Origin of the sequence: Rathayibacter sp. AY1F6, from assembly GCF_002932035.1 — a bacterium.
Taxonomy (GTDB): domain Bacteria; phylum Actinomycetota; class Actinomycetes; order Actinomycetales; family Microbacteriaceae; genus Rathayibacter.
In genome coordinates, this window is record NZ_PSVD01000031.1 from 1 (window position 1) to 26890 (window position 26890).

Below are 26890 nucleotides of genomic sequence, written 5' to 3' on the forward strand. Positions count from 1 at the left end.
ACCGAGACGTTCGACGTCACCCGGCTCGCCGAGATCCTGCTCGAGCTGCGCGGCCGTGTGCACTTCTGCGACATCTGCGGGAACGTGGCGGAGGAGGCGGCGGAGGGGCGGCGGGGTCTCACGCGCCGGTCACGCGGGGGCCGCGCGGCGTGTGGGGCTGCTCCTCGATGAACTGGGCGCCGAGGATCTCGCGGACGACCGCCTCACCGTAGCGCTGACGGCCGTCGGCGGTCGCCGAGCGGGTCGTGCGGGTGACCGGGCGCGCGGCGGGAGCCGGACGCTCGGCGACCGGGGCGGGCCGCGGCGGGGCGGCGGGCTCGGGCGCGGCGGCGGGCTCGCCGGGAGGTGCGACGGTCGCCCAGGAGTCGGGCATCGGCGGCTCGACCGGCGGCATGTCCTCCTCCGGCGGCTCCTCGTCGAACGGGGGCTCGTCGCCGGCGGGAGCGGTTTCAGCGGCGGCAACGAAAGCGGCGCGCACCGGCTCGGCGGCCGCGGCGGGGGCCTCCACCGGAGCGGAGGGAGCAGCCGCCTCGGCCGCAGGGGTCGGATCGGCGGGGATCGCCACCGTGGCCCAGCCGTCGGAGCCGGTCGCGACCGGGATCGGCGCAGCCGGGGCGGGCGCGGCGGTCGCCTCGACGGCGGCGCGTTCGGCCTCCGGGGCGGCGGCGCGAGGCTCGACGCGGGCGATGTACTTCACCCGCAGGCCGAGGACCTGCTGGATCGCCTGACGCAGGTACTCGCTGACTCCGGGCTGCCCGGCGGTTCCCGGCATCTTGAACGACTCGACGTCGTTCTGGCTCGGGAACGAGAGGGTCAGCACGTCGTCCTTGAGGGCGCGCACCTGGGCGGTGTAGGCCACCAGCCAGGCGGTCATCTTCGCCTTCTGCACGACCTCGAGGATCTCGGGCCAGGTGTCCTTCATCCGCTGGAGGGTGACCGCGCCGTCGGCGGGTGCGTCGCCCGCGGCCGCAGCGGGTGCGGAGGCAGCGGGCGCCGAGGCTGGGGCCGCCTCAGGGGACGCAGCGGCCTGATCCGACGGCTCCTGCTCGTCCGGCTCCGGACGAGCCGCCGCGGCGGTCGTCGCGCGGGGGCGTCCTGACTCGGCCGGCGCGGACTCGTCCGCCTCCGGCGCGGCCGCCGTCTCGTCGGGCCCCTTCACCGGCGGCGCAGCGACCGGTGCGGACGCCGTCACCGGCGCCTCGGTGCGCGGAGCGGCCGCGATGGACTCGGGCACCGAGCCGGGAGCGGCGGCGTGCGAGGCGTGGTGGGGCTCGGGCGCACGGGACGGCTCGGACGCGCGCGACGCCTCGGACGACCGCGGGGCGGGCGCCGCGGTCTCGCGCGGAGGGGCCACGTGCCGCGGGCGCTCCTCCTGGGCCGCAGCGGGCGCGATGCCGGCGCCGGTGCCGTGCACCAGGGTGCGGGCGATCATCAGCTCGAGGTGCAGGCGCGGCGAGGTCGCACCGGTCATCTCGGTGAGGGCCTCGTTGACCACGTCGGCGATGCGCGAGAGCTCGGCCAGGCCGAGCGCGCGCGACTGGCCGGCCATGCGGTCGAGCTCGTCCTGCGAGACGCCGCGGAGGACGGCCGAGGCCGCTCCCCCGGTCGCCGCGACGACGATCAGGTCGCGGAGCCTCTCGAGCAGGTCCTCGACGAAGCGGCGCGGGTCCTGCCCCGTCTGGATGACGCGGTCGACCGCTCCGAACGCCTCGGCGGAGTCGTGCTCGGCGAGCGCGTCGACCACCTCGTCGAGCAGGGCGCCGTGGGTGTAGCCGAGGAGGGCGACGGCCCGCTCGTACTCGACGGTCTCGGCCTCGGAGCCGGCCATCAGCTGGTCGAGCAGGGAGAGCGTGTCGCGGACGGACCCGCCGCCCGCGCGGACCACGAGCGGCAGCACGCCGGCCGCCACGTGCACGCCCTCGCGCTCGCAGAGCTCCTGCGTGTAGTCGAGCATCTGCGCCGGCGGGACGAGCCGGAACGGGTAGTGGTGCGTGCGCGAGCGGATCGTGCCGATGACCTTGTCCGGCTCCGTGGTCGCGAAGATGAACTTCACGTGCTCCGGCGGCTCCTCCACGATCTTGAGCAGCGCGTTGAAGCCCTGCGGCGTGACCATGTGCGCCTCGTCGAGGATGAAGATCTTGAAGCGGTCGCGCGCCGGGGCGAAGATGGCGCGCTCGCGCAGATCGCGCGCGTCGTCGACTCCGTTGTGGCTCGCCGCGTCGATCTCGACCACGTCGAGCGAGCCCTGGCCCTCGCGGCTGAGCTCGACGCAGCTGTCGCAGACGCCGCAGGGGGTGTCGGTCGGGCCCGTCGCGCAGTTGAGGCAGCGGGCGAGGATGCGCGCCGAGGTGGTCTTGCCGCAGCCGCGGGGGCCGCTGAAGAGGTAGGCGTGGTTGACGCGGTTGGTGCGGAGCGCCGTCATGAGCGGATCCGTCACCTGGGACTGGCCGATCATCTCGGCGAACGTCTCGGGCCGGTACCGGCGATACAGGGCTGCTACCACCCGACAAGAGTAGCCGCGACCTCCGACACCGGAGCCGGGACGGCGGAGACCGGAGCGCGCGTAGCCTCGGTCCCGTGCTCCCGCCGCCTCCGCTCCCCCGCTTCGACGCGGTCGTGCTCGCCGGCGGACGCGCTTCCCGCCTCGGCGGCGCGGTCAAGCCGCTCCTCCGGCACCGCGAGTCGACGCTCCTCGGCACCGCCCTCGCAGCCGTGCGCGGAGCCGAGCGGAGGATCGTGGCCGGACCGTCGTCGCTCGCACCGGCTGTCGACGGCGCCGAGCTCGTCCAGGAGGATCCGCCGTTCGGCGGCCCGGTCGCGGGCCTGGCCGCCGCGCTGCCCCTGCTCGACCGCCCGGGCGCTCCGGACTGGGTCGTCGTGCTCGCCGCCGATCTCGTCGCCCCCGCTCCCGCCGTGCACACTCTGCTCGAGGTCGCGTCGAACGCCGTCGAGGCCTCCCTCCTGGCCGTCGACGCGAGCGGCCGAGCCCAGCAGCTCCTCGGCGTGCACCGGCGAGCGGCCCTCGTCGAAGCGCTCACCGCGCTCGGCGATCCCGACGGCGCCTCGGTGCGCGCCCTCCTCCGGGACCTTCCCCCACGGCTCGTGACGGTGCCCGGAGGGACGACCGACGACGTCGACGCGCCCGCCGACGCGCTCCGGCACGGGATCGACCTGCCGGGCCCGCGCGGCGCAGACTGAGCGGATGGACGACACGACCGGCCCCCGCCCCTCCGCCTCCGACGGCGCCCGCCCCACGGAGGAGGTGCTCGCCGGCTGGTGGGCCGAGCTGTGCTCCGCGCTCGGCCTCGGCGAGGTCCCGGTGGACCCGGACGCCCTGCTCGCCCTCGCCGGTCGCGCGGCGCACGGAGTGGTCCGGCCGGCGGCTCCGCTGACCACGTTCCTCGCGGGCTACGCGGCGGGCCTGGCCGGGGGCGGCCGGGACGCGCTCGACGCGGCGCTCACGGCCTCGCACCGGGCGGTGGACGAGCGTCCGCACGCCTCCTGAGACGCTACTCCACCGGCCTCGATCCGGCACCAGGCCGACGCCGTACGGTTCCCCCGAGTCCCGGTGCCGCGGCTCGGACCGAGAGCGGCGCAGGACTCCCGCGGCCGACTGCGCCGCGGTCGTCCATCTGAAGGAGCCCCGCATGTCAGGCAACAGAGCCGTCGCCTACAAGTCCCCCGGAGTCGTCGAGGTCATCGACATCGACTACCCCACCTTCGAGCTGAAGGACGGACCCGGCGTCAATCCGGCGAACATCGGGCGGAAGCTGCCGCACGGCGCCATCCTCCGCACCGTCTCCACCAACATCTGCGGCTCGGACCAGCACATGGTCCGCGGCCGCACCACCGCTCCGTCGGACCTCGTGCTCGGCCACGAGATCACCGGCGAGGTCGTGGAGGTCGGCCCCGACGTCGAGTTCGTCAAGGTCGGCGACATCGTGTCCGTGCCGTTCAACATCGCCTGCGGCCGCTGCCGCAACTGCAAGGAGCGCAAGACCGGCATCTGCCTCAACGTGAATCCGGACCGCCCGGGCAGCGCGTACGGCTACGTCGACATGGGCGGCTGGGTCGGCGGGCAGGCCGAGTACGTGATGGTCCCCTACGCCGACTGGAACCTCCTGGTGTTCCCGGACCGCGATCAGGCGCTCGAGAAGATCCTCGATCTGACGATGCTCTCGGACATCTTCCCGACGGGCTTCCACGGCGCGGTGACCGCCGGGGTCGGCGTCGGCTCCACGGTCTACGTCGCAGGAGCGGGACCGGTCGGACTCGCCGCGGCGGTCGGAGCGCAGCTGCTCGGAGCGGCCGTCGTGATCGTCGCGGACCTCAACGAGGAGCGTCTGGCGCAGGCGCGCTCCTTCGGCTGCGAGACGGTCGACGTCTCGAAGGGCGATCCGGCCGGCCAGATCGAGCAGATCCTCGGCGTGCCCGAGGTCGACTGCGGAGTGGACGCCGTCGGCTTCGAGGCGCACGGCAACGGCGCCGACTCGGGGAAGGAGGCGCCGGCGACGGTGCTGAACTCGCTGATGTCGATCACCGCGGCGGGCGGCGCCCTCGGCATCCCGGGCCTCTACGTCACGGGCGACCCGGGCGGAGTCGACGAGGCGGCCCAGGAGGGCTCGCTGTCGATCCGCCTCGGGCTCGGCTGGGCGAAGTCGCTGTCCTTCACCACGGGCCAGTGCCCGGTCATGAAGTACAACCGGCAGCTGATGATGGCGATCCTGCACGACCGGGTCCACATCGCCGACGCGGTCCAGGCCACCGCGATCAGCCTGGACGACGCTCCCCGCGGCTACGCCGACTTCGACAAGGGCGCCGCGAAGAAGTTCGTGCTGAACCCGAACGGCTACCTGGGATGACCGACGGGGCGGGTCCTGCCCAGGGCCCGCCCCGAGCCCCGGGAGAATGGACGGGATGAGCGCGCACGGGCACGAGGCGACCGACTGGGACGAGGCCAGGCGGATCGTCGGCGAAGCGGTGGCGCGCTCCGGCGTCTCGACAGTCCCCCTCCTCGACGCCCGCGGAGCCGTCCTCGACCGCGCCGTCACCGCCGCCCGGCCGCTCCCCCACTACGACTCCTCTGCCATGGACGGCTGGGCCGTGCGCGGACCCGGGCCCTGGCCGCTCGAGGACGGCACCGCCGCGCCGATCGTCACCGGAGCCGCCGTGCCCGACTGGAGCGACGCGGTGCTGCCGTCCGAGCAGGGCGCGATCCGCGACGACCTGCTCACGGCGCGGGCGCCCCTCCCGCCCGGCCGCCACGTCCGACGCGCGGGCGACGAGGCCGCCCGCGGAGCCGTGCTGGTCGATGCCCGGACCCGCCTCACTCCCGCGCACCTCGCCCTGCTCGCGGTCGCCGGGATCGACGCGCTCGACGTCCGCCCGCCCGCCGCGGTCGACCTGCTCCTCACGGGGGACGAGGTCGACACCGAGGGGATGCCGCCCGCCGGACGGGTGCGCGACGCGTTCACGCCGCTGCTGCCCGCGCTGGTCGAGCTCTCGGGCGGAGCCGTGGGAGAGATCGTGCGCCGCGGCGACGACGAGGAGGCGATCGCACGGACGCTGCTGGCGGGCACGGCGCCGATCCTCCTCACGACGGGCGGGACCGGGCGCTCCCGGGTGGACGCGGTCCGTCGCGCCCTCGATGCGGTGGGCGCGCGCGTCCTCGTCGACGGCGTCGGAATGCGCCCCGGCCACCCGACCATGGCTGCGCTGCTGCCGGGAGGGACGCTGGTGATCGCGCTGCCGGGCAACCCGCTCGCCGCCCTGCTCGCGGCGGTCTCCTTCCTGCCGCCGGCCCTCGACGCGGCGTCCGGCGCCGCTGCCCCGCCCCTCGGCCGGGGCGTCCTCGCCGAGCCGCTCGGGCGCGCGGGGACCACGGTGCTCGTGCCCGTCTCCTCCGGCGAGGACGGCTGGCGGGCCTCCGCCGGCATCCGCTCGCACATGCTCACCGGTCTCGCCGCCTCGGAGGCCGTGGCCGTCGTGCCCGCACCGGGAGCGGCAGCAGGCGACTCCGTGCGCCTGCTGCCGCTGCCCTGGTGAGGCCTACGCCGCCGGTTCGAGGCGGATCACGACCGACTTCGAGGTCGGCGTGTTGCTGATCTTCGCGGTCGAGTCCAGCGGCACGAGGACGTTCGTCTCGGGGTAGTAGGCGGCCGCGCAGCCGCGGGGCGTGTCGTACGCCACGACGCGGAACGCCTCCGCCCGCCGCTCGACGCCGTCGGGCCACTCCGAGACCAGGTCGACCATCGCGCCGTCCGCGAAGCCCAGCTCGGCGACGTCGTCGGCGTGGACGAACACCACCCGGCGGCCGTCGTGGATCCCTCGGTAGCGGTCGTCCTTGCCGTAGATCGTGGTGTTGAACTGGTCGTGCGAGCGCAGCGTCTGCAGCAGCAGCCTGCCCTCCGGAACCCGCGGGTACTCGAGCGGATTCGCGGTGAAGCGGGCCAGACCGGAGGGGGTGTCGAAGCGGCGCGAGTCGCGCGGCGGGTGCGGGAGGACGAAGCCGCCGGGCACGTCGATCCGGGCCTCGAACCCGTCGAAGCCGGGGACGACGTTGGCGATGTGCGAGCGGATGCGGCGGTAGTCGTCGCGCAGTCCCGCCCAGTCGACCCGCGGGACGTTCTCGCGGCCCTCGAGCAGCCGCTCCGCGATCCCCGTGAGGATCGCCACCTCCGAGCGCAGGCCCGGGCTCGGCGGGCGCAGGCGGCCCCGGGAGGCGTGCACGGCGCTCATCGAGTCCTCGACCGTGACCCGCTGCTCGCCCGAGCGCTGCACGTCGGAGTCGGTGCGGCCGAGGGTGGGCAGGATCAGCGCGCGCCGGCCGGTGACCACGTGCGAGCGGTTGAGCTTGGTCGAGACGTGCACGGTGAGGGCGAGCGAGCGCATCGCCGCCTCCGTCACTCCGCTGTCGGGCGTCGCGCGGGCGAAGTTGCCGCCGAGCCCCATGAACACGCGGGCCTTCCCGTCGCGCATCGCCCGGATCGCGGCGACCGTGTCCGTCCCGTGCACGCGGGGGGAGGAGAAGGAGAACTCGCGATCGAGCGCGTCGTGGAAGGAGTCCGGCATCCGCTCGAAGATGCCCATCGTGCGGTCGCCCTGCACGTTCGAGTGGCCGCGCACCGGGCAGACGCCCGCGCCGGGCTTGCCGATGTTGCCGGTGAGCAGGAGCACGTTGACGACGTCCTTGAGCGTCGCGACCGAGTGCGCGTGCTGCGTGAGGCCCATCGCCCAGCAGACGACGGTGCCCTCGGACGCCGCGATCAGCTCGGCGACGGTGCGGATGCGCGTCTCGTCGATCCCGCTCGCCCGCTCGATCTCGTCCCACTGGACCTCTCGCAGCCCGTGGAGGTACTCGGAGAGGCCGCCGGTGCTCTCGCGGATGAAGGCGTGGTCGAAGACGTCGCCGCGCGCCTCCTCCGCCTCGAGCAGCGCCTTGCCCAGACCCTGGAACAGGGCCTGGTCGCCGCCCAGCCGGACCTGGAGGAAGTGGTCGGCGAGGGCCGTGCCGTCGCCCAGGGTGCCGCGGACGGTCTGCGGGTTCTGGAAGCGGAGCAGCCCCGCCTCCGGCAGCGGATTCACGGCCACGATGGTGCCGCCGGCGCGCTTGGCGCGCTCCAGCGCGGTCAGCATCCGCGGGTGGTTCGTGCCGGGGTTCTGGCCGGCGACGATGATCAGCGGTGCCCGCTCCACGTCGCGCAGGCTCACCGAGCCCTTGCCGATCCCGATCGTCTCGGTGAGGGCGGAGCCGCTGGACTCGTGGCACATGTTCGAGCAGTCGGGCAGGTTGTTCGTGCCGAAGCCGCGGACCATCAGCTGGTAGACGAAGGCCGATTCGTTCGAGGTCCGGCCGGACGTGTAGAAGATCGCCTCGTCGGGGCTCGCGCAGGCGCGCAGCTCCTCGGCCACGAGGTCGAGCGCCTCGTCCCAGCCCACGGGCCGGTAGTGCGTCGCGCCCTCCTCGAGCAGCATCGGCTCCGTGAGCCGGCCCTGCTGACCGAGCGCGAAGTCGTCCCACTCCTCCAGCTCCGCGACGGGGTGCGCGGCGAAGAAGGCCGATGTGACGGTGCGGAGCGTGGCCTCCTCGGCGACCGCCTTCGCTCCGTTCTCGCAGAACTCGGCGACGTGGCGCTTGTCGCCCTCCGGCCAGGCGCAGCCCGGGCAGTCGAATCCGGTCTTCTGGTTCACCCGCAGGAGCGTCTCGGCGCTGCGCACCGGGCCCATCTGCTTGAGCGAGATCTCGAGGGCGTGGGCGACGCCGGGGATCCCGACGGCGCGTCTCTTCGGCGACCGGACGGAGAGGCGGCTCTCGTCGATCGGACTCTCGCGGGGCTCGGCGTCATCGACCATTCCTGCATCGTACGTCCGCACCCCGGCATCGCTCCCGGTTCCCGGTGGGAGGATGACCTCCACCGCCTGAGGAGACCCATGAGCCGCAGTGTCGCCCGCACCCGCCTGACCGCCGTCCGCGCCGACGATCCGCCCCGCCGTCGCGAGGACGTCCTGGCCGTCGAGGAGCCGCTCGAGATCCGCGTCGGCGGACGGCGCTTCAGCGTGACCATGCGCACGCCCGGCGACGACTTCGACCTGGTCGCGGGATTCCTGGTGTCCGAGGGGGTGCTCACAGAGTCGGAGCAGCTGGCGGCGATGCGCTACTGCGCGAGCGGCTCCGGGCCGGGCGAGAACACGTACAACGTGGTCGACGCGAGCGTTCGCGGCGGGCGGGAGGCCGTGCTGCTCGAGCGCGAGCGGTCGGTGTACACGACGAGCTCGTGCGGAGTGTGCGGGCTCGCGTCACTCGAGGCGGTCGCCACCGACTCGGCGTGGAGCGTCGCGGAGGACGACCTGCGGGTCGAGCGGGAGCTGCTGGTCTCGCTCCCCGATCGGCTCCGCGAGGCGCAGGCGGTGTTCGAGCGGACGGGCGGCGTCCACGCGGCCGGGCTGTTCGACGCGGACGGCTCGCTGCTGGTGCTCCGGGAGGACGTCGGGCGGCACAACGCCGTGGACAAGGTGGTCGGCTGGGGGCTCCGGGAGGGGCGGCTGCCGTTGCGGGGGACGCTGCTGCAGGTGTCGGGGCGCGCCTCGTTCGAGCTGGTGCAGAAGGCCGTGATGGCCGGCATCCCCCTGCTCGCCGCGGTCGGTGCCCCGTCGTCGCTGGCGGTGGACCTGGCTCGCGACTCCGGCCTCACCCTGATCGGCTTCAGCCGCGGCTCCGGCTTCAACCTCTACGCGGGCGACGCGCGCCTGCTGCCCTGAGCCGGGGCTCCTCAGCCGGCTCCTGCCGATGGAGCAGCCCGCACAGCGGCCGCATCGAGATCTCCTCCCTCGCGCTCGGTGGGACTCGATACGCCGCGTCCCGCGGCTACTCGACCAGCAGCAGGGCCCGAGTATTCGGAAGAGGGCCGCGACCCGGAATCGCGTGCGAGCGATTCAGGACAGCCCGACAGGACCCGCTCCACGGGAGCCACCACCCCTGGAAGCCGGCCGCGAGTCGTGTCGCGGCTCCGCCGCTACACGACCGATAAGGACTGCCGGGCGATCTCCAGCTCCTCGTTCGTGGGGATGACGAGGACGGCGACGCGGGAGTCGTCGGTGGAGATGCGGCGGGCGCCGCGGTCGGAGGACGTGTTGCGCTCGGGGTCGAGCTCGATGCCCAGGCCCTCGAGGCCGCGGAGGGCGCCGGCGCGGACGGCGGCGACGTTCTCGCCGACTCCGGCCGTGAACACCACGGCGTCGACGCGGCCCAGCTGGGCGTAGAAGGCGCCGATGTAGTGGCGGAGGCGGTGGTAGTAGACCTCGAGTCCGGCGCGGGCCCGCTCGTCGCCGGCCTCGGCCGCCTCCTGGACGTCGCGCATGTCGCCGCGACCCGTGAGGCCGAGGAGGCCGCTTCGGCGGTTGAGGAGGGTGTCGAGCTCGTCGATCGAGAGGCCCGCCTTGCGGGCGAGGTGGAAGACGACGGCCGGGTCGAGGTCGCCGGAGCGGGTGCCCATCACCAGGCCCTCGAGCGGGGTCATGCCCATCGAGGTCTCGACGGAGACGCCGCCGTCGACGGCGCAGGCGGACGCTCCGTTGCCCAGGTGCAGGACGATCGTCTTCAGGTCGGAGCGGCGGCGGCCGAGGTAGGCGGCGGCGGCCTCCGAGACAAACTTGTGCGAGGTGCCGTGGAAGCCGTAGCGGCGGACGCGGTGCTTCTCGGCGAGCTCGGCGGGCAGCGCGTAGGTCGACGCCTCGGCCGGGATCGTGTGGTGGAAGGCGGTGTCGAAGACGGCGACGTGCGGGACGTCCGGGAAGGCCTTCTGCGCCGCCCCGATGCCCTCGAGGTTGGCGGGGTTGTGCAGCGGGGCGAGGTCGGCGAGGTCCTCGATGTTGATCTTGACCAGGTCGGTGACCACGGTGGGCTCGAAGAAGCGCTTGCCGCCGTGCACGACGCGGTGACCCACGGCGACGGGAGGGAACTCGTCGAGGCTCGGGCCGTGCTCGCCGAACGCGCGGATCATCGCGTCGAAGCCGGCGGTGTGGTCGGGGATCGGCCCCTCGATCTCGAACGACTCCCCGTCGCGGGTGTGCTTCGTGCGGCCGGTGTCCTCGCCGATCCGCTCGACGAGGCCGCTGGCGAGCGTCTCCTCGGTGGTCATCTCGATGAGCTGGTACTTGAACGACGACGATCCGCTGTTGACGACGAGGACGACGGACATGAGGGGACTCCTGGGGTGATCGGGGTCGGGAGGGGCGGCGGCGGGGTCGCCGCTAGCGCACCACGGGGATGGCGGCGGTGGGCGGGACGATGGCCTGGGTGGCGGCCTGGATGGCCGTGATCGCGACGGTGTTGACGATGTCCTGCACGAGCGCGCCGCGCGAGAGGTCGTTGACCGGCTTGCGCAGACCCTGGAGGACCGGTCCGATGGCGACGGCGCCGGCCGAGCGCTGCACGGCCTTGTAGGTGTTGTTGCCCGTGTTGAGGTCGGGGAAGATGAACACCGTCGCGCGCCCGGCGACCTGGGAGCCGGGCATCTTCGAGGCCGCGACCGCCGCGTCGGCCGCCGCGTCGTACTGGATCGGGCCCTCGACGAGCAGGTCGGGCCGGCGCTCGCGCACCAGAGCCGTCGCCGCGCGGACCTTCTCGACGTCGGCGCCGGCTCCGCTCTCGCCGGTGGAGTAGGAGAGCATCGCGATGCGGGGGTCGATCCCGAACTGCTGGGCGGTCTCGGCGGACGAGATCGCGATGTCGGCGAGCTGCGCCTCGGTGGGGTCGGGGTTCACCGCGCAGTCGCCGTAGACCAGCACGCGGTCGGCGAGCGCCATCAGGAACACGCTCGAGACGACGGAGACGCCCGGGCTCGTCTTGATGATCTCGAAGCCGGGGCGGATGGTGTGCGCGGTCGTGTGCGCGGCTCCCGAGACCATCCCGTCGGCCAGGCCGAGCTGCACCATCATCGTGCCGAAGTAGGAGACGTCCGTGACGGTGTCGTAGGCGTGGTCGTAGGTGATGCCCTTGTGCGCGCGGATGCGGGCGTACTCCTCGGCGAAGCGCGCGCGGTGCTCGGGGTCGAGGGTGCTCAGCACGCGCGCGCCGTCGAGGTCGAGGCCGAGGCCCGCCGCACGGGCGCGGATCTCGGCCTCCTCGCCGAGGATCGTGAGCCGGGCGATGCCGCGCTTGAGCACGGTCGCGGCGGCACGGAGGATCCGGTCGTCGCCGCCCTCGGGCAGGACGATGTGGCGGTCGGCGATGCGCGCGCGCTCGATCAGCCCGTACTCGAACATCAGCGGCGTGACGACCTCGGACCGGCCGACGTCGAGGAGGGTGAGCAGCTCGACCGCGTCGACCGCCTCCTGGAAGAGGGCGAGGGAGGTGTCGCGCTTGCGCGGGGAGTCGGCCGCCAGGCGGCCGCGGGCCGCGGTGACGCGGACGGCGGTGTCGTAGGTGCCGAGCTCGGTCATCACGATCGGCACGCGGCTGTCGACGCCCTCGATCAGCCGGACGATCGGCTCCGGCAGCTCGAAGCCGCCGTTGAGGATGATGCCGGTGACCGTGGGGAACGTGCCGGAGGCGTACGCCATGATCACGGCGAGGACGACCTCGGGCCGGTCGCCGGGGACGATCACGACGCCGCCCTCGGTGAGCCGCGGCAGGACGTTCACCATCGACATGCCGGCGATCACCACGCCGAGCGCCTCGCGGCCGAGCAGCTCCGGATCGCCCGCGACGACGACGCCGTCGACCGCCTCGACCAGGCGGGACAGGCTCGGAGCGACGAGGAACGGATCCTCGCGGATCGCCCAGACCGGGACGGTGGCGGGGATGCTCTCGCGGATCGCGGCGACGGCGTCGGCGGCGGTGTCGGGATCGGCGCGGTTCGCGATCACTCCGATGAGGCTCGCGTGGGCCGTGCGCAGCTCGACCGAGGCGAGCTCCGTGATCTGGCGCATCTCCTCCGGCGTGCGCGCGGGAGCCTGGCCCAGCTGCTCGCTGCGGGACGAGTCCCGGCCGGTGAGGACGAGCAGGACCGGGGCACCGAGGTTGGCGGCGATGCGGGCGTTGTAGCCGAGCTCGGTGGGGCTGCCGACGTCCGTGTAGTCGGAGCCGAGGATGACGACGGCGTCGCACCGGGCCTCGACGCCCTTGTACCGCTCGACGATCCGCGAGAGCGCCGCCTCGCCGTCGGCGTGGACGTCCTCGTAGGTGACGCCGATGCAGTCCTCGTAGGCGAGGCCCGAGTCGGAGTGGCCGAGCAGCATCTCGAGCACGTAGTCCGGCTCGGAGGTGGAGCGGGCGATCGGGCGGAAGACGCCGACCCGTTGCACCTGGCTGCTGAGCGCATCGAGGACGCCGAGGGCGACCGTGGACTTGCCCGAATGACCTTCGGCGGACGAGATGTAGATGCTCTGAACCATCGGATCCAGCCTACCGAGGGGGTCCCTCCGCCTGGCTGAGTAGAGGCCAGGGATGGGAGGGCGTGCATGGCGCGCGGCTGTGGAGGAGCGTCCGCAGTCGGTAGGGCCTCGTAGCGGCTGTGCGGCGGTCCATCGGCGGAGCAGGCGGGCCGGTTAACGGAAGAAGACCCCCCGCGCACCCGCCAGAGCCCGGTTACCCTTGCTGCGTTTCCGCCCTGGGGGAGTTGGCCTGGATGGCGCCACGCGGGGAGCCGGGTGACAGTCTAACCGACGACGGCGGCCGAGGAGAGCGGGGCGTGTCGGGGTCGTGGTCAGCGGGAGCCTCCGACACCGGCTAGTATCGATGAGTCGCGGCTCAGGTCGTGCCAGGAGGATTCGCCTAGTGGCCTATGGCGCACGCTTGGAAAGCGTGTTGGGTGAAAGCCCTCGGGGGTTCGAATCCCCCATCCTCCGCGAACGGTGTCCGTTGCTCTCGCCAGCACGGGCACCGTTTTGTTTAACCGGCGCGGCCGATCGTCGGAGCCCGGTCGACCGGTGAAGGCGTCGATCGGAGCGGCCCACTCACGCATCGCCGGGTTCGCGCCGCCGGTGCACGACGACGTCGCGCCGAGCAGGGGCCGCCGATCGTCCGGCGCGCGCCGGGCGTGCGGGATCAGCCGTAGAGGTGATTCGTCCGCGCGCAGGAGTCGGAGCAGAACGCGCCACGGCGGGCGACGAGCGGGGCCGAGCAGGCGGCGCAGACGGGGCGGAAGAAGAGTTCGGCTATGGATCGCGACATGGTCCGACCGTAGGTGCCGGTCCCGGGTCGTGCCCGTCGCCATCCGTAATACGACACCGCGGACGACAGGGCGGCGATACGGACCCTCCGGCGACGCCGACCGTCAGTCGGCGATGCGCTCGAGCCATTCGTCGAGCAGGAGCCGCTCCCCCGCGCTGAGGGGCTCGATCTGCGGCAGCGCCGTCCGCAGGGCGACGGCGTGCGCGACGACCGCACGGGCGGCGGGATCGGTGGGGCCCGCCTCCGCCGTGGTGATCGCCGCGAGGACGGACTCGCGCGAGCGGGACGAGAGCTCGTCGTCGGGGTCGGCGAGGGCGGTCAGCGTGAGGGTGCAGCCGAGCGCGGCCGACTGGAGCAGGCGGGAGGCACGCTCGACGTCGACGGTGAGGCGGCCGGCTTCGGCGACGGCCCGGACCGCGTCGAGGAGGACGCCGCGGGACAGGCGCGCCGCCTCCGACTCCTCCCCCGGCCGCGCGGTGAACATCAGCGCGTAGAGGTGCGGTTCGGCGAGTCCGAAGGCGACGTGGTGATCCCAGGCGGCACGGAGCGCGTCGACCGGGTCGGCCGGCGCCTCGCTCCGCTCGAAGTCGGTGAGAGCCGTGGCGAATCCGGCTGCCGCGGCCGAGTCGAGCAGCCCGCGCAGGTCGCCGAACGTCCGGTAGATCGTGGGTGCCTGCACCCCCGCCGCCGCGCTGATCGCCCGCGTCGACACTGCGTCCCGCCCGCCGTCCGCCAGCAGCTCGACCGTCGCTCGGAGGATCCGCTCCCGCGTCGTCCCGCTCTCACTCATGCTACCGACGCTAACACGCTTCCGTTAGCGCCTGTCTCCCCGAGCGGCCCGGGTCGCGTCAGCGCCGTCGGGCGGTCCCGAAGATCCCGCGGACCACCTCGCGCAGCAGCGTCCTGCCGGCGCTCGAGCCCAGCACCTCCTCGACGACCGTCTTGTCGCGGCGGGTGGTGCGGGTCCCGCGGGAGGTCGGTGCCGTGCGCCGTCGGGAGCGCTCGGCGGCCTGGTCGGCGGCGCGCTCGGCGGCGGCCCGCTCCTTCGCGCGGCGGGCGGCGTCCGCGGTCTCCTCCTTGGCGCGACGCGCGTCCTCCTTCGCGCGGCGGGCGTCGTCGGCGGCCTGCTGCTCGGCGGCGGCGCGGGCCTCCTCGGCGTCGGCGGCGGCGTCGAGCCGGCGGGTGAGGATCTCGCGGGCGGAGTCGCGGTCGAGGGGCGTGCCGTAGCGCGCGAGGAGCGGGGACCTCTGGACGCTCGCCTCGCGGTCGGCCTCGGAAGTGGGCTCCATCGAGCCGAGCGGGGCGCGGAGACGCGTCCAGGCGACCGGGGTCGGGGCGCCGCGCTCGTTCATGACCGTCACGATCGCCTCGCCGATGGGGAGCGCCTGGAGGACCTCGCCGAGGTCGTAGTCGCTCTCGGGGTAGGTCGAGACGGTGGCGCGGAGGGCCTTGGCGTCGTCCGGCGTGTGCGCGCGGAGCTGGTGCTGCACGCGGGAGCCGAGCTGGGCGAGGACGTCACCGGGCACGTCCTTCGGGGTCTGCGTGACGAAGACGATGCCGACGCCCTTGGAGCGGATGAGGCGCACGGTCTGGGTGATCGCGGCGAGGAAGTCCTTCGACGCGTCGCGGAAGAGCAGGTGCGCCTCGTCGAAGAAGAAGACGAGCTTCGGCTTGTCGAGGTCGCCGACCTCCGGCAGGTCGTTGAAGAGGTCGGCGAGGAGCCACATCAGGAAGGTGGAGAACAGAGCCGGCCGGTCGGCGACTCCGGGGACCTCGAGGAGGCTGACGACGCCGCGCCCGTCGGCGGCGAGGCGGAGGAACTCGGCCGTGTCGATCTCGGGCTCGCCGAAGAACACGTCGGCGCCCTGGTCGGCGAACGCGATCAGCTCGCGGAGGATCACGCCGGCGGTCGCCTTGGACAGCCCGCCGAGCTCGGCGAGCTCCGCCTTGCCCTCGTCGCCGACGAGGTAGGTGAGCACGGCGCGGAGGTCGGACAGGTCGACGAGCGGGAGACCGGCGCTCTCGGCGTAGTGGAAGACGAGGCCGAGGCTCGACTCCTGCGTGTGGTTGAGGCCGAGCACCTTCGCGAGCAGCAGCGCGCCGAATCCCGTCACGGTGGCGCGGACGGGGACACCGGTGCCGATGCCGCCGAGCGCGAAGTACTCGGCGGGGGCCGCCTCCGCCCGCCAGTCCTGGCCGATGCCGCGGGTGCGGGCGAGCAGCGCGTCGGTCGCGGTGCCCGGAGTGGCGAGGCCGGAGAGGTCGCCCTTGATGTCCGCGGCGAAGACGGGGACGCCGTGGGCCGAGAGCTGCTCGGCGAGGACCTGCAGCGTCTTCGTCTTGCCGGTGCCGGTCGCGCCGACGACGAGGCCGTGCCGGTTGAGCATGCCGAGCGGGATGCGGACGGGCACGTCGATCCGCGCGTCGCCGTTGACGAGGGCGCCGAGCTCGAGGGCCGGGCCGGTGAACGCGTACCCGGCGCGCACGGCGTCGACGGCGCTCTCGGGGAGCGGACCGGGGGCCGGGGCGGGCGCCGAGGGGGTGGGCGGAGCATCTGCATCCGGAGCGATCGGACCGGAAGCGACGGCGTCCGGAGCGACGGCGTCCGGAGCAACGGGAGCAGCGGACTGCTCCGCTCCGCTCCCCGACGCCGCCACCAGCCGCACGTCGTCCGCGACGGCCTCCGCCTCCTCCGGGCCGGCCGCCGCGTTCAGCGCCGCGGCCGCCGCCTCCGCTCGCGCCAGGGCCTCGGCGGCCTCCGCCTGCAGTCGGCGGGCGGCCTCCAGGGCCGCGCGCGCCTCGTCCCTCGCCGAGGCGAGCCCGTCGTCGTCACTCATGGGCTCAGCCTAGGTCGGCGGCGCCGGTCAGTCCTCGCGGACGTGCCAGGACTGTCCGTACCCGCCGTCGGCCTCGGGGCGGGCCATCAGCTCGAGGAACGGGTCGGCGCTGAACGCCTCCGGCCCGAGCACTCCGGCGCCGGTCCACACGCCGGTCGCGAGGAGCTCGAGCGCGACCACCGGGTTGAGCGCCGTCTGCCAGACCACGCACTGGGTGCCGTACTCGGCCATCGTCCACTCGTTGTCGCTCACGTGGTAGAGGTACACCTCGCGGCGGGCGCCGTCCTTCGTGCCCGAGACGAAGAGGCCGGCGCAGGTCCTGCCGGTCATCCGCGGGCCGATGCCGGCGGGGTCGGGCAGGGCGGCGGCGACGACGTCGCGCGGCGAGACCTCGACGGGACCGCCGGCCGAGCGGACCCGCAGGGGCTCGGTGCTGTCGAGGCCGAGGAGGTGGAGGGTGCGCAGGACGCCGATGAACTGCTCGCCGAGGCCGTACTTGAAGGTGACCTTCTTCGCGTCGAGCCAGCGCGGCATCAGCAGCACCTCCTCGTGCTCGACGTTCACGCACTCGACCGGGCCGATGCCCTCGGGGAACTCGAACACCTCCGGCTCCGAGAAGGGGGCGGTGGTGTACCAGCCGCGGTCGCGCTCGAACACCACCGGCGGGTTCAAGCACTCCTCGATCGTGGTCCAGATGGAGAAGGACGGAGCGAAGATCTCGCGGCCGTCCGCGTCGTGCACGACGAGGTTCGCGCCGTCGCGCACTCCGAGCTCGTCGATCTCGTCGAAGAGGTGGTCGGAGGCGTAGCGGGCGAAGACGTCGGAGAGTCCCGGCTCCACGCCCATGCCCACCAGGGCGAGGCGGCCGCGGGAGGACCACTCCTCCGCCGCGGCGAACTGCTCGTCGCCGAGCTTGAGCCCCGTCAGCTCGTGGGGCCGCTCGGGGTGCGGGAGCGAGAGGCTCATCGCCATGTCGAGGTAGTCGGCCTCGGCGGCGAGCGCTCCGGCGAAGATCGTCGGGACGAAGCGCGGCTCGACAGCGTTCATCACGTGGGTCGCCCCGTGCGCGCGGGCGACGGTCTCGACGTTCTCGGCGTCGGAGGCGTCGATCCGCGCGGCGACGAAGCGGTCGTCGGCACCGTGCCGCTCCGCGATCCACGCGACCGTGCGCTCGGCCCGGGCGAGGTCGTAGTCGCAGACGATGATCTGCTCGAAGAAGGAGCGGCGCGCGGCGATCTTCGCGAAGGCGTCGCCGACGCCGCCGGCGCCGACCAGGAGGATTCTCATGGGGACACCGTAGCGACGGATCGCGTCGTCCACCATGCCGAGCACCGACGGAATCGGAGCGGAGCGCGCCTTCCGGCCACCGGATCCGTCACAGGGCGGCCCGCTCCCCCCGCTCGAGCAGGCGGAGGAAGCCGGAGAGGTGCCCGAGGCCGGTCAGCGAGGTCGGGAGCGAGGCGGCGAGCGCCGGCGAATGCACCAGGTACGCCGCCCACTTCGCGCGCGAGACCGCGACGTTCAGGCGGTTGGGCAGGAGGAGGAACTCCATCCCGCGCGGGACGTCGGCCCCGGAGGACGCGGCGAGCGACACGATGGCGACCACCGCCTCCCTGCCCTGGAAGAGGTCGACCGTGCCGACCGGGGTCTCCTCGAGGCCCGCGGCGTCGAGGGCGGTGCGGAGGAGCCCGCCCTGGGCGTTGTAGGGCGCGACGACGATGACGTCGGCCGCGGTCAGCGTCCGCTCGCCGTGCTCGTCGGTCCAGGCGCGGCCGACGAGGGAGAGGGCGATCTCGACGACGCGCCTCGCCTCGTCCGGCGAGGAGGTGGTGTCGCCCGCGTGCTCGACCGGGACGGAGTGCACGCCCGGCTCGACCCCCTCGAGGTGGCGCACCTGCGGCGCCCGCGACCGCAGCGCGCCCTCGTAGGACAGCTCGGAGACGGCGTCGGAGAGCGCCGGGTGCATCCGGTGGGTCTGCGCGAGGAAGTAGCCGTACTCCGGCGGGAGGACGTCGTGCCCGTCGGCGAGCCAGCCGAGCGCCGACTCGTCGACCGGCTCCGGGTGCGCGCCCTGGCTCACCTGGGGCAGCTGCTGCGGGTCGCCGAGCAGGAGCAGGCGCTGGGCGGAGACGGCCGACGCGATCGTCGGGGCGAGCGAGAACTGCCCGGCCTCGTCGACCACCAGGAGGTCGAGCGAGCGGCGCGGCACGGTGACCGGGTTCGCGAAGGTCCAGGCGGTGCCGCCGATGACGCAGCCGCCGCCCTCCTCGAGGACGGCGGTGAGTGCCGCCGCGTTCTTCACCGGCGCCCAGGGCGCCGCCTCGAGCGCCTCGGGCGATGTGCCGTTCTTGGGCACCTTCGCCACGCGGGAGGGATCGACGCCGCGGCCGACGACGGCGCTCAGCACGTTCTCGACCACCGAGTGCGACTGGCCGACCACGCCGATGCGCCAGCCGTGCTCGTTCACCAGCCGTGCGATCACGTGGGAGCCGACGTAGGTCTTGCCGGTGCCGGGCGGACCCTGCACGGCGAGGGTCGCCCGGTCGAGTCCGAGCAGAGTGGTGACGACCGCGCCGATCACGTCGTCGCCCTGCACAGGAGCGACGGCTCCCGGCGGCACGCGGCGGAGGACGTCGAGCGCCGGGTCGGCCAGCATCGCGGGCAGCGCGTCGAGGACCTCGCCGCCCCACTCCGCGATCGCCTCGGGCTGGGGCGCGGCGCGCGGCGGCGGCGCGGGGGCGAGGGCGACCGGAGCGTCGTCGTGCGGATCCTCCCCCGCCTTCAGGCCCTCCTTGAGGAGCAGGACGATCCGCTCCCCGTCGTCGTCGACCGCGAGGATCTCGGAGCGCTCGGAGGCGCCGCGCAGACCGGGACCGGGCGAGGGTGCACCAGGGGGCGCCGGGGCCTCGTAGACCAGGTACGGCGATGAGCCGGTGCCGAGCCGGCTGCCGGGAGCGAGCCGGCCGAGGATCCGCAGCTCGCGCGACTGCGTGCGGGCGCGCGGGAGCTTCGCCCAGTCGCGGACGACCTCGACCCGGTCGATCATCACGACGTCGCGGGTGTCCGCCCACTCGTCCAGCGGCTGCCGGAGGCGGTCGAAGTGCTCCTGCCAGAAGGTCTTGGCCTCGCGGCGGTGGTAGTCGATCGCCGCGCCGGCGAGGGCGAGCGCGGTCTGGTCGGCCGTGCGCTCGCGCGGCTCGATCCCCTCGACCTGCGCCAGCAGTGCGACCGCGACCGGGTGCGGCTCGCGGGGCACGGGGATCTCGACCTCGAGCAGCGGCGGCAGCTCCTCGCGCGGCGGAGCGAGCTCCAGGAGCCAGTCGCGCAGGCGGAGCGTGGAGCGGCAGTCGTAGGCGTTGTACTCGGCGACGAGGTCGAGCCCGCGCTGCCCCTCGACAGGATCGACCCTCTGTGCGGCGCGCGCCTCCACGTACATCTCGATGCTGTCGGCGGCGTTCGTGACGCCGGACGCGTCCCGCTCCTCCTCGCCCATGTAGAGCGGCTCCAGCTTCTTGAGCGAGTAGCTGCGCGAGCCCACGCGGAGCGCCCGCCGCACCACCGGGTACAGGTCGACCAGGACGCCGTCGCGCAGGAGCGCGTCGACCTCCTCCTCGCCGACCCCGTGGCGGAGCGCGAGCGAGAGCAGGTGGCTGCGCTCGTAGGAGGCGTAGTGGTAGACGTGCATCCGGGGGTGCTCGACCCGGCGCGCCTGCAGGAGCGCGAGGAAGTCGAGGAGCGCCCGGCGCTCGGCCGCGAGGTCGTGCGCCCAGAGCGCGGTGAAGCGCTCCTGGTCGTCGACCATGCCGAAGAGGTAGTCGAGGCCCCACTCGCGGTTGTCCTCGGTGTAGAGAGGGTCGCCCTCGAAGTCGAAGAAGAGGTCCCCCGGATCGGGGGCGGGCAGCCCGGCGAGCACGGAGGCGTCGATCACCTCGACGGCCGGCACCGGCGAGGACTCCGATCGCAGCTGCAGCCGCGCCTGGGCGCGCAGGCCCTCGAGCGTGCCCGCGCCCAGCCCGGGGACGGGGCCGTCGTGCTCGGCGAGCGCGTCGATGGTGAGCACGCCGGCCGCTGTCAGCTTCGCCCGCTGGTCGAGCCGCATCCCGGCGACGAGGATCGGATCGCGGTGCGCCTGGACCTCGGGCGCGCAGACGGAGCAGCGTCCGCAGGAGGGGTAGCGCAGATCGCCCCACTCCAGCGGCTCGTCGGCGGCGAGGCGCTCGTCGAGCACGGCGCGGAGCCGGGCGCGCTGCACCCGCTGGACCGGGGCGACGACGGCCAGCTCGTGGCTGGTGACGGAGCCGTCGCCGAGCACGAGGTGCACCTGCTCCCCCACGCGGATGCCGCGCGCCTGCATCTGCTCGGCGTAGGCGGCGAGCTGCAGCAGCGCCGGGATCTTCGCGTGCCGGGCGAGCTTGGTGTCGTAGACCTCGTAGGCGCCGTCGGCGGTGCGGAGGAGGAAGTCCGAGAAGCCCAGGAACTCGCCGTCGAAGAAGGTGGCCTGGTAGAGCACGTCGACCCCGGCGCGCATCGCCTCGACGGCCGCCTCGGCCGCCGCGGGGTAGCCGGCGGGCTCGGGGCGCTCGAACTCGAGCACCTCGTGCGTGCGCTTCAGCTCGGCGAGGAAGCGGTGCTCGTGCTCGTCGCCGAGTACCGCGGTGCGCTCGAGCATCCCGTCCCTCTCGGCCTCGAGGCGCGGCGCGCGGCCCAGCAGGGCGTCGAACCGGCGGAGGACGGCCCACTCGCAGGCCGCCCAGTTCGACAGGTCGGTGGGGCTCGTGACCACGCGACCGGACTCCAGATACAAGCGACTCCTTCCGCGACCACCGGGCGGCGATCGGCTCCAGGCTAGGGCGCCCCTCCGACACTCGTGCGGCCTCGGCCACCACCCGCGCCGCTCCGGCTCCGCGTGGCAGGCTGGGCCGATGACCCGCGCGCGCTTCGAGATCATCCCGGCCGACGACATCGGCGAGCGCGCCGCACGGGCGTTCCCGGACCCCTCCGCGGTGACGCTGACCGTGACCAGCCTGCCGAAGCACGGGACCGGGCGGACCGTGGACTGCGCGGTCGCGCTGGCCGGGCGCGGGTTCCGCGTGGTGCCCCACCTGGCGGCGCGGAACGTCGAGGGCCGCGCCGCACTCGAGCGGGTCCTCGGGCGGATGGGCGAGGCGGGGATCGACGAGGCGTTCGTGATCTCGGGCGACGCGTCCTCGGCGGCCGGCACCTACTCCACGAGCCTCGAGCTCATCCGCGACGCCCGGGAGATCTCAACCGGGCTGGCCCTGGACATCGCAGGCTACCCCGAGGGCCACCCGCACCTCTCCGACGAGAGCATCGAGCGGCACCTGCGCGAGCGCGCTCCGTTCATCCGCTCGATCGTCACGCAGATGTGCTTCGACGTCGACGCGGTGGTCCGCTACGCCGATCGGCTCCGCGAGACAGGGATCACGGCCGATCTGTGGGCGGGGGTGCCGGGGCCGGTCGAGCGCTCGCGGCTGCTGACGCTGGGCGCGCGGATCGGAGTGGGCTCCTCGCTCGGCTTCCTGAAGCGGAGCACCTCGGTGGCCGGCGGGCTCCTCCGCGGACGCCGCTTCGACCCGTCCGCGTTCGTCGCGCGCCTGGAAGCGGCGGCGGGCGACCGCCTCGCGGGCCTGCACGTCTACACCTTCAACGAGCTCGACTCCCTCGCCGCCTTCGGCTGATCGGCGAGCCTCCGCGCTCCTCGGGCGCCGATACTGAGGGTCTCGAAGCCCTCGCGCGAAGAGAACTGCGCCGGTCAGGTGGTGCGGCGGATCCAGATCGGCGGGTGCGGGAGCTCGGCCTCGGTGCGCAGGCGGCCGGCGAGCGGGGCCCAGACCACGAGCGCCACGCCGATCCCGAGCAGCAGGCCGCCGACGGTGTCGCTCAGCCAGTGGGCGCCGAGGTAGGTGCGGCTCGCCATCATCGCCACGGTGTACAGGAAGCCCGCGATCCAGACCCACAGCAGCGGGAACACCAGGGCCAGCACCATCGCCGTCGTCGCCGCGTTGGCGGTGTGGCCGGACGGGAAGGAGCCGTAGTCGCTGGTGACGAGCATGTCGGCCGGGCGGGCGCGTCCCACCAGCTCCTTGACGAGCTGAGTGGCGCCCACGCTGACCAGCGCGGCGATCGCGTAGTAGAGCGCGGCCCACCGCCTGCGGAACACCAGCAGCACGGCGACGATGCCGAGCGGGATGAGCGTCGTGCCGACGAGCCCCGCTCCGACCGTGTTCATGACGAGGGCCGGGATGTCCCAGACCGGCGAGCGGTGCTCGACGATCTCGTCCATCCACTCCACGTCGAAGCGGAAGGCCGAGGTGGGGCGGAAGGCGATCAGCACGGCGAGGAGCACCGTGAGCAGGATCGCGAGCGACGCGGAGATCAGCGGCCAGCGGCGGGAGACCCGGTGGGCCGCCTCCTTCGTCAGCAGCCGGGCGGCGACGTCGTCGGACGGCACCTGCTCGCGCATCCGCGCACGCTGGACGGCGTCGGGGCGCGCGATTCCGGGCTCGGTCGACAGGCGGTCGTCGCGGTGATCCATCCGGACATGATGCCGTCACACGGCGTTCCCCCGCTGGGGGTTGCGGGGCGGCTCGGCCGACGGTTCGGAAGCCCGGCGTCCGTGCGCCGGGTTCGTGGCACGGTCCGACCGGCCGTGCGGATGCCCGGCCTTCCCCCGCGGGGGTCTCGCGGCGCGGCTCAGCCGGCCGCGCGGGCCAGGCGGGCGGCGCGGAGGGCGTCGAGCCGGGTCGGCTCGGAGGAGCGGGCGAGGAGCCGCGCGGCGACGGCGCTCACGCGGGAGTCGTCCGAGGCGGAGGCCCGCTCGAGGGCGGCGGCCGCGTCGGGACCGGTGATCGAGCCGAGCGCCATCGCGGCCGAGACCGCGAGCGCGGAGTCGTCGCTGCCGGCGGCCCCGTCCAGCGCGTCGACGGCAGGACGCGCGTCGTCGCCCAGGTAGCCGAGTGCGGCAGCGGCGTGACGCCGGACCGGCACGGACCCCTCGCGGAGGGCCTGCTCCAGACCGGGGACGGCCGCGGCGCCGAAGGAGGCGAGGACGTCGGTGAGCACGTTCTGCGCCTCCGCGTCGTCGTCGCCGAGCAGGCCGAGCAGGACCGGCAGCGCGCGCTCGTCGCCGAGGCGGCCCAGCGCGAAGCGGGCCTTCGCGGCGACGGCGGGCTCGGAGTCGGCGGCCAGCGGGGCGATGTCGTCGAGCGTCGCCGGGTCGAGGATCTTGCTGAGCACGTGCAGCGCCTGCGTGCGCACCCGGGGCTCGCGGCCGAGCGCCTCGCGGGCGACGGGGACGGCGGCGGAGCCGAGGCGGCCGAGCGACCAGGTGAGCACGTCGCGGACGAAGAAGTCCGGCTCCTCCCACAGGTGCGCGGCGAGGGGCTCGGCGGTGGCGGGCTCGGCGAGCTCGCCCAGGGTCATCGCCGCACGGAGGCGGACGTCGCGGTCGGGGTCGGAGAGCTCGGCGAGCAGGGCGGAGGAGTCGCGGGAGGACATGGGAGGGGACTGTAGCAGCGGCGCTCGGGAGCGGATCCAGCGAGGGCCCGAACGCCCGCGAGGAGCCGCAGGAGCGGGGCGTGCCGGACCGCCGGGACCCGGAGCCGAGCGCTCAGTCCTGCAGCGCCGGGACGCTCCTCGGCCGGACGATCAGCCAGAGCGCCAGGATCGACACGGTCGCCGTCGCCATCATCACCACGGCCATCGGCACGGCCGAGCCGGCGCCGAAGACCCCCGAGATCGGCGACAGCAGTCCGGCGGTGCCGAAGTTGACCGCTCCGAGCAGCGACGCGGCCGTCCCCGCCTCCCGGCCGTGGTTGACCAGGCCGAGGACCTGCACGCACGGGAAGCTGAAGCCGCAGGACGCGATGAAGAACCAGAGCGGGACGAGCGTGCCCCAGAGCCCCAGCCCGAGCACGTCGAAGAGGGCGATCAGGCCGGCGGAGGTGAACAGCGTCAGCGTCGTGATCGCGAGGATCCACTGCGGCCCGATCCTCCGGCTGAGGTAGGAGGACGCCTGCACGCCGAGGACGACCCCGAGCGAGTTCACGGCGAAGAGCAGCCCGTACTGCTGCGCGTCGAATCCGTAGAGGCCCTGGAACAGGAACGAGGAGCTGGAGAGGTAGGTGAACAGGCCGGCGAAGGTCATGCCCCCGATCACCGCCACTCCGAGGAACACGCGGTCGCTGAGGACGGCCCGGTAGCGCTGTACGAGCGAGCGGTGCTCGCGCTCGTGTCGGGCGGCGCGGGGCCGGGTCTCGACGACGAGCAGGCCGACGGCCGCGACGACCAGCACGCCGTAGGCGGCGAGGAAGACGAAGATCCCGCGCCAGTCCATGATCAGCAGCAGCTGCGAGCCGATGACCGGCGCGAGCACGGGCGCGAGGCCCGACACCAGGGCGAGCCGGGACAGCATCCGCACCAGCGGGCGTCCGCCGAAGAGGTCGCGGACCATCGCCATCGCGACCACGCCGCCCGCCGCCGCGCCGGCCCCCATCAGGAAGCGGAAGACGCCGAGGGTGACGATCTCGGGGGCGAGCGCCGCGCCGACGCAGGCCAGCACGTGCAGCGAGGTGGCCAGGAGGATCGGCAGGCGCCGGCCGACCGCGTCGCTCCAGGGGCCCACGACCAGCTGGCCGAGCGCGAAGCCGAGGGTCGTGCCGGTGAGGGTCAGCTGGACCGCCGCCTCCGACACGTTCAGCTCGCTCTGCAGCGCGGGGAACGCCGGCAGGTAGAGGTCGATCGTGAACGGCCCGAGGGCGGTCAGCGAGCCGAGGACGATCACGTAGACGAGGCGCTGGCGGGCCGTCAGGGCGTCGCCCGGGTGGCGGTGCACGGGGAGAGAGCCGGTCGGAGTCGAGGCGGGAGTGGACACGGAGTGCCTTCCTGCGCAGGGCGCAGCGGGGTGGGAGGGAGGGGTGCGGCCGGTGTCGTCCTCGGCGCGGGAGCGGACCTCGTCGGCTCCACGCCGCTCGGTCGAATCAATTCGATCATGCGTCGGACAGCGGCGCCACCCCTCGGCCCGCCGTCGGGTCAGACCGGGTGGAGCGGAGTGCCGAGCGGGTCGGCGAGCAGGCGCTCGAAGGCGAGCTCGGCGGCGCCCAGCATGAGCAGATCGGCGCCGAGCTCGGTCCGCACGATGCGCACGGAGTCGAGCGCGACCCGGAAGGGGCCGCCGCGGCCCAGGCGCTCCTCCAGGAACCCCGGCGCGACTCCGATCAGCGCCCCGAGGAAGCCGCCCAGCACCACGAGCTGCGGGTTGAACACGTTGATCACGTTGCGCAGGGCGACCGCGAGGTGCCCGAGCTGGCGCTCGACCTCGGCGCGGACGGCCGGGTCCTCGGAGGCGGCGAGCGCCTCCTCCAGCCGCTCGCTCTCGTCGAGGCCGAGCACGGTGAGCAGCTCGGCGCGGCCGACCTCGGTCTCGAGGCAGCCGACGGCGCCGCAGTGGCAGTCGATGCCCGCGCTGTTGACGAGGGTGTGGCCGATCTCCCCCGCGTAGCCGTCGATGCCGTGCAGAGGCGCGCCGCCGACGATGACGCCGGCGCCCACTCCGCTCGCGCCGCCGTTGAGGTAGACGAGGTGCGAGACGTCGCGGCCGGCGCCGAGGACGCTCTCGGCGAGCGCACCGAGGTTGGCGTCGTTCGCCGAGAGGACGGGCAGGCCGGTCGCGTCCGCGAGCATGCGGGAGAAGGGCTCGTCGTCCCAGCCGAGGTGCGGGCCGACCCGGACGAGGCCGTCGGCGTCGCGGACGAGGCCGGGCACGGCGACGCCGATGCCGACGGTCCGCGTCTCCTCGGGCAGCTCGGCGAGCAGCTCGGCGACCGCCTCGGCCGCCAGACGGGCGGCGGCCTCGGCGGTGGGGACGGAGGCGGAGCGGCGGATGCGGCGGCGGACGACGGCGTCGACGCCGACCACGGCGACCGTGACGGCGTCGATCTCGGGGTTCACGGCGAGCGCGACGACTCCGGGATCGGCCTCGACGACGGGGCTCGGCCGGCCGACCTGGTTCGGCGTGGCGGGCTCGCGCTCGCGCACGATGCCGAGCTCCACCAGCTCGCCGACCAGCGCCGCGATCGTGGAGCGGTTGAGGCCGGTCAGGCGGGTCAGCTGCGAGCGGGAGCGGGGGCCGCCGCGGTGCACGAGGCGGAGGATCGCCGAGAGGTTGTGCCGCCTGACGCGGTCGAGGTTGTTGCCGCGCGTCGCGTGGTCGGGCATCCGCGGTCTCCTCTGCTTGCGGGGGTCAGCCTAGCCGCGGGGATGGCGCCAGACCTGCTGGTCGAGGAGCCGCGCAGCGGCGTATCGAGGCCCGCCCGCCTCAGGCCGCGACCCACCCCCAGCTCCCGGCCGGCCCGTCCACTGT

Annotated in this window: 19 protein-coding genes, 1 tRNA gene and 1 other RNA gene; 7 read left to right on the top strand and 14 right to left on the bottom strand. The window is 74.0% G+C overall.

Translation table 11 applies throughout. From position 1 onward, the window contains the following. Nucleotides 1-118: 118 nt before the first annotated feature. Nucleotides 119-2503: a DNA polymerase III subunit gamma and tau gene (locus C5C44_RS15715; RefSeq protein WP_104336173.1), complete on the bottom strand. Its 2385-nt coding sequence runs from the start codon at nucleotides 2501-2503 to the stop codon at nucleotides 119-121. Between the two features lie 74 nt (nucleotides 2504-2577). On the opposite strand from C5C44_RS15715, the gene C5C44_RS15720 reads away from it, so the two are divergent. From C5C44_RS15720 to C5C44_RS15735, 4 genes are all read left to right on the top strand, one after another. Next, complete coding sequence (locus tag C5C44_RS15720) at nucleotides 2578-3198, top strand: molybdenum cofactor guanylyltransferase (protein WP_258060617.1); 621 nt, start codon at nucleotides 2578-2580, stop codon at nucleotides 3196-3198. A gap of 4 nt (nucleotides 3199-3202) precedes the next feature. Further along, nucleotides 3203-3505, top strand: a complete 303-nt coding sequence (locus C5C44_RS15725) for a DUF6457 domain-containing protein (RefSeq protein WP_219814208.1) — start codon at nucleotides 3203-3205, stop codon at nucleotides 3503-3505. A 142-nt stretch (nucleotides 3506-3647) separates the two neighbouring features. Continuing rightward, complete coding sequence (gene fdhA / locus C5C44_RS15730; protein WP_104225123.1) at nucleotides 3648-4862, top strand: formaldehyde dehydrogenase, glutathione-independent; 1215 nt, start codon at nucleotides 3648-3650, stop codon at nucleotides 4860-4862. Nucleotides 4863-4917: 55 nt separating this feature from the next. Continuing rightward, the gene (locus C5C44_RS15735; RefSeq protein ID WP_181132879.1) at nucleotides 4918-6045 is read left to right on the top strand and encodes a molybdopterin molybdotransferase MoeA; all 1128 of its coding nucleotides are present in this window, start codon (nucleotides 4918-4920) and stop codon (nucleotides 6043-6045) included. Nucleotides 6046-6048: 3 nt separating this feature from the next. On the opposite strand, the gene C5C44_RS15740 is transcribed toward C5C44_RS15735, so the two are convergent. Beyond that, entirely contained in the window at nucleotides 6049-8352 is a 2304-nt protein-coding gene (locus C5C44_RS15740; RefSeq protein WP_104336175.1) for an FdhF/YdeP family oxidoreductase, read from the bottom strand. 78 nt (nucleotides 8353-8430) lie between these two features. Here C5C44_RS15740 and fdhD point away from each other — a divergent pair, with 78 nt between their 5' ends. Then, entirely contained in the window at nucleotides 8431-9258 is an 828-nt protein-coding gene (fdhD, locus tag C5C44_RS15745; RefSeq protein WP_104225120.1) for a formate dehydrogenase accessory sulfurtransferase FdhD, read from the top strand. A 254-nt stretch (nucleotides 9259-9512) separates the two neighbouring features. Here the strand turns inward: fdhD and C5C44_RS15750 are convergent, their stop codons facing one another. The 3 genes from C5C44_RS15750 to ffs all read right to left on the bottom strand — a co-directional run bounded on the left by C5C44_RS15750 (nucleotide 9513) and on the right by ffs (nucleotide 13150). After that, a complete protein-coding gene (locus C5C44_RS15750) occupies nucleotides 9513-10697 on the bottom strand; it encodes an acetate/propionate family kinase (protein WP_104336176.1) in 1185 nt (394 codons plus the stop codon). A gap of 52 nt (nucleotides 10698-10749) precedes the next feature. Then, the gene (pta, locus tag C5C44_RS15755) at nucleotides 10750-12894 is read right to left on the bottom strand and encodes a phosphate acetyltransferase (RefSeq protein WP_104227473.1); all 2145 of its coding nucleotides are present in this window, start codon (nucleotides 12892-12894) and stop codon (nucleotides 10750-10752) included. Nucleotides 12895-13053: 159 nt separating this feature from the next. Next, nucleotides 13054-13150: signal recognition particle sRNA small type (gene ffs, locus C5C44_RS15760), an RNA gene on the bottom strand. Between the two features lie 112 nt (nucleotides 13151-13262). Between ffs and C5C44_RS15765 the strand changes: the two genes are divergently transcribed. Further along, a tRNA-Ser gene (locus C5C44_RS15765) sits at nucleotides 13263-13347 on the top strand. A gap of 199 nt (nucleotides 13348-13546) precedes the next feature. Here the strand turns inward: C5C44_RS15765 and C5C44_RS17425 are convergent. The 5 genes from C5C44_RS17425 to C5C44_RS15785 form a co-directional block, all read right to left on the bottom strand. Then, entirely contained in the window at nucleotides 13547-13672 is a 126-nt protein-coding gene (locus tag C5C44_RS17425) for a hypothetical protein (RefSeq protein ID WP_258060618.1), read from the bottom strand. Between the two features lie 103 nt (nucleotides 13673-13775). Then, nucleotides 13776-14462 carry a TetR/AcrR family transcriptional regulator gene (locus C5C44_RS15770; RefSeq protein WP_104336177.1) on the bottom strand — a complete coding sequence of 229 codons (687 nt, stop codon included), beginning with the start codon at nucleotides 14460-14462 and terminating at the stop codon, nucleotides 13776-13778. Nucleotides 14463-14520: 58 nt separating this feature from the next. Beyond that, on the bottom strand, nucleotides 14521-16509 hold the full coding sequence (locus C5C44_RS15775; RefSeq protein ID WP_104336178.1) for a helicase HerA-like domain-containing protein: 1989 nt from the start codon (nucleotides 16507-16509) through the stop codon (nucleotides 14521-14523). Between the two features lie 27 nt (nucleotides 16510-16536). Further along, on the bottom strand, nucleotides 16537-17796 hold the full coding sequence (locus C5C44_RS15780) for a saccharopine dehydrogenase family protein (RefSeq protein WP_104251121.1): 1260 nt from the start codon (nucleotides 17794-17796) through the stop codon (nucleotides 16537-16539). Nucleotides 17797-17884: 88 nt separating this feature from the next. Continuing rightward, nucleotides 17885-21313 carry a bifunctional RecB family nuclease/DEAD/DEAH box helicase gene (locus C5C44_RS15785; protein WP_104336179.1) on the bottom strand — a complete coding sequence of 1143 codons (3429 nt, stop codon included), beginning with the start codon at nucleotides 21311-21313 and terminating at the stop codon, nucleotides 17885-17887. 118 nt (nucleotides 21314-21431) lie between these two features. Here C5C44_RS15785 and C5C44_RS15790 point away from each other — a divergent pair, with 118 nt between their 5' ends. After that, nucleotides 21432-22208 carry a methylenetetrahydrofolate reductase gene (locus C5C44_RS15790; protein WP_104336180.1) on the top strand — a complete coding sequence of 259 codons (777 nt, stop codon included), beginning with the start codon at nucleotides 21432-21434 and terminating at the stop codon, nucleotides 22206-22208. A 74-nt stretch (nucleotides 22209-22282) separates the two neighbouring features. Here the strand turns inward: C5C44_RS15790 and C5C44_RS15795 are convergent, their stop codons facing one another. The 4 genes from C5C44_RS15795 to C5C44_RS15810 all read right to left on the bottom strand — a co-directional run bounded on the left by C5C44_RS15795 (nucleotide 22283) and on the right by C5C44_RS15810 (nucleotide 26745). Further along, nucleotides 22283-23065 (bottom strand): phosphatase PAP2 family protein, encoded by a 783-nt coding sequence (locus C5C44_RS15795; protein ID WP_244229597.1) that lies wholly within the window; start codon nucleotides 23063-23065, stop codon nucleotides 22283-22285. Between the two features lie 158 nt (nucleotides 23066-23223). Next, nucleotides 23224-24027, bottom strand: coding sequence for a HEAT repeat domain-containing protein (locus C5C44_RS15800; RefSeq protein ID WP_104225136.1), 804 nt, complete (start codon nucleotides 24025-24027; stop codon nucleotides 23224-23226). 112 nt (nucleotides 24028-24139) lie between these two features. After that, entirely contained in the window at nucleotides 24140-25402 is a 1263-nt protein-coding gene (locus tag C5C44_RS15805; RefSeq protein WP_104234525.1) for a multidrug effflux MFS transporter, read from the bottom strand. A 158-nt stretch (nucleotides 25403-25560) separates the two neighbouring features. Beyond that, complete coding sequence (locus C5C44_RS15810) at nucleotides 25561-26745, bottom strand: ROK family transcriptional regulator (RefSeq protein ID WP_104227455.1); 1185 nt, start codon at nucleotides 26743-26745, stop codon at nucleotides 25561-25563. Nucleotides 26746-26890: the final 145 nt, after the last annotated feature.

What these genes read in the sequence shown, in the direction of transcription:
- C5C44_RS15725 (WP_219814208.1), top strand. Translation starts at nt 3,203, where the DNA reads ATGGACGACACGACCGGCCCCCGCCCCTCCGCCTCCGACGGCGCCCGC.
- fdhA (WP_104225123.1), top strand. Translation starts at nt 3,648, where the DNA reads ATGTCAGGCAACAGAGCCGTCGCCTACAAGTCCCCCGGAGTCGTCGAG.
- C5C44_RS15735 (WP_181132879.1), top strand. Translation starts at nt 4,918, where the DNA reads ATGAGCGCGCACGGGCACGAGGCGACCGACTGGGACGAGGCCAGGCGG.
- C5C44_RS15740 (WP_104336175.1), bottom strand. Translation starts at nt 8,352, where the DNA reads ATGGTCGATGACGCCGAGCCCCGCGAGAGTCCGATCGACGAGAGCCGC.
- fdhD (WP_104225120.1), top strand. Translation starts at nt 8,431, where the DNA reads ATGAGCCGCAGTGTCGCCCGCACCCGCCTGACCGCCGTCCGCGCCGAC.
- C5C44_RS15750 (WP_104336176.1), bottom strand. Translation starts at nt 10,697, where the DNA reads ATGTCCGTCGTCCTCGTCGTCAACAGCGGATCGTCGTCGTTCAAGTAC.
- pta (WP_104227473.1), bottom strand. Translation starts at nt 12,894, where the DNA reads ATGGTTCAGAGCATCTACATCTCGTCCGCCGAAGGTCATTCGGGCAAG.
- C5C44_RS17425 (WP_258060618.1), bottom strand. Translation starts at nt 13,672, where the DNA reads ATGTCGCGATCCATAGCCGAACTCTTCTTCCGCCCCGTCTGCGCCGCC.
- C5C44_RS15770 (WP_104336177.1), bottom strand. Translation starts at nt 14,462, where the DNA reads ATGAGTGAGAGCGGGACGACGCGGGAGCGGATCCTCCGAGCGACGGTC.
- C5C44_RS15775 (WP_104336178.1), bottom strand. Translation starts at nt 16,509, where the DNA reads ATGAGTGACGACGACGGGCTCGCCTCGGCGAGGGACGAGGCGCGCGCG.
- C5C44_RS15780 (WP_104251121.1), bottom strand. Translation starts at nt 17,796, where the DNA reads ATGAGAATCCTCCTGGTCGGCGCCGGCGGCGTCGGCGACGCCTTCGCG.
- C5C44_RS15790 (WP_104336180.1), top strand. Translation starts at nt 21,432, where the DNA reads ATGACCCGCGCGCGCTTCGAGATCATCCCGGCCGACGACATCGGCGAG.
- C5C44_RS15795 (WP_244229597.1), bottom strand. Translation starts at nt 23,065, where the DNA reads ATGGATCACCGCGACGACCGCCTGTCGACCGAGCCCGGAATCGCGCGC.
- C5C44_RS15800 (WP_104225136.1), bottom strand. Translation starts at nt 24,027, where the DNA reads ATGTCCTCCCGCGACTCCTCCGCCCTGCTCGCCGAGCTCTCCGACCCC.
- C5C44_RS15810 (WP_104227455.1), bottom strand. Translation starts at nt 26,745, where the DNA reads ATGCCCGACCACGCGACGCGCGGCAACAACCTCGACCGCGTCAGGCGG.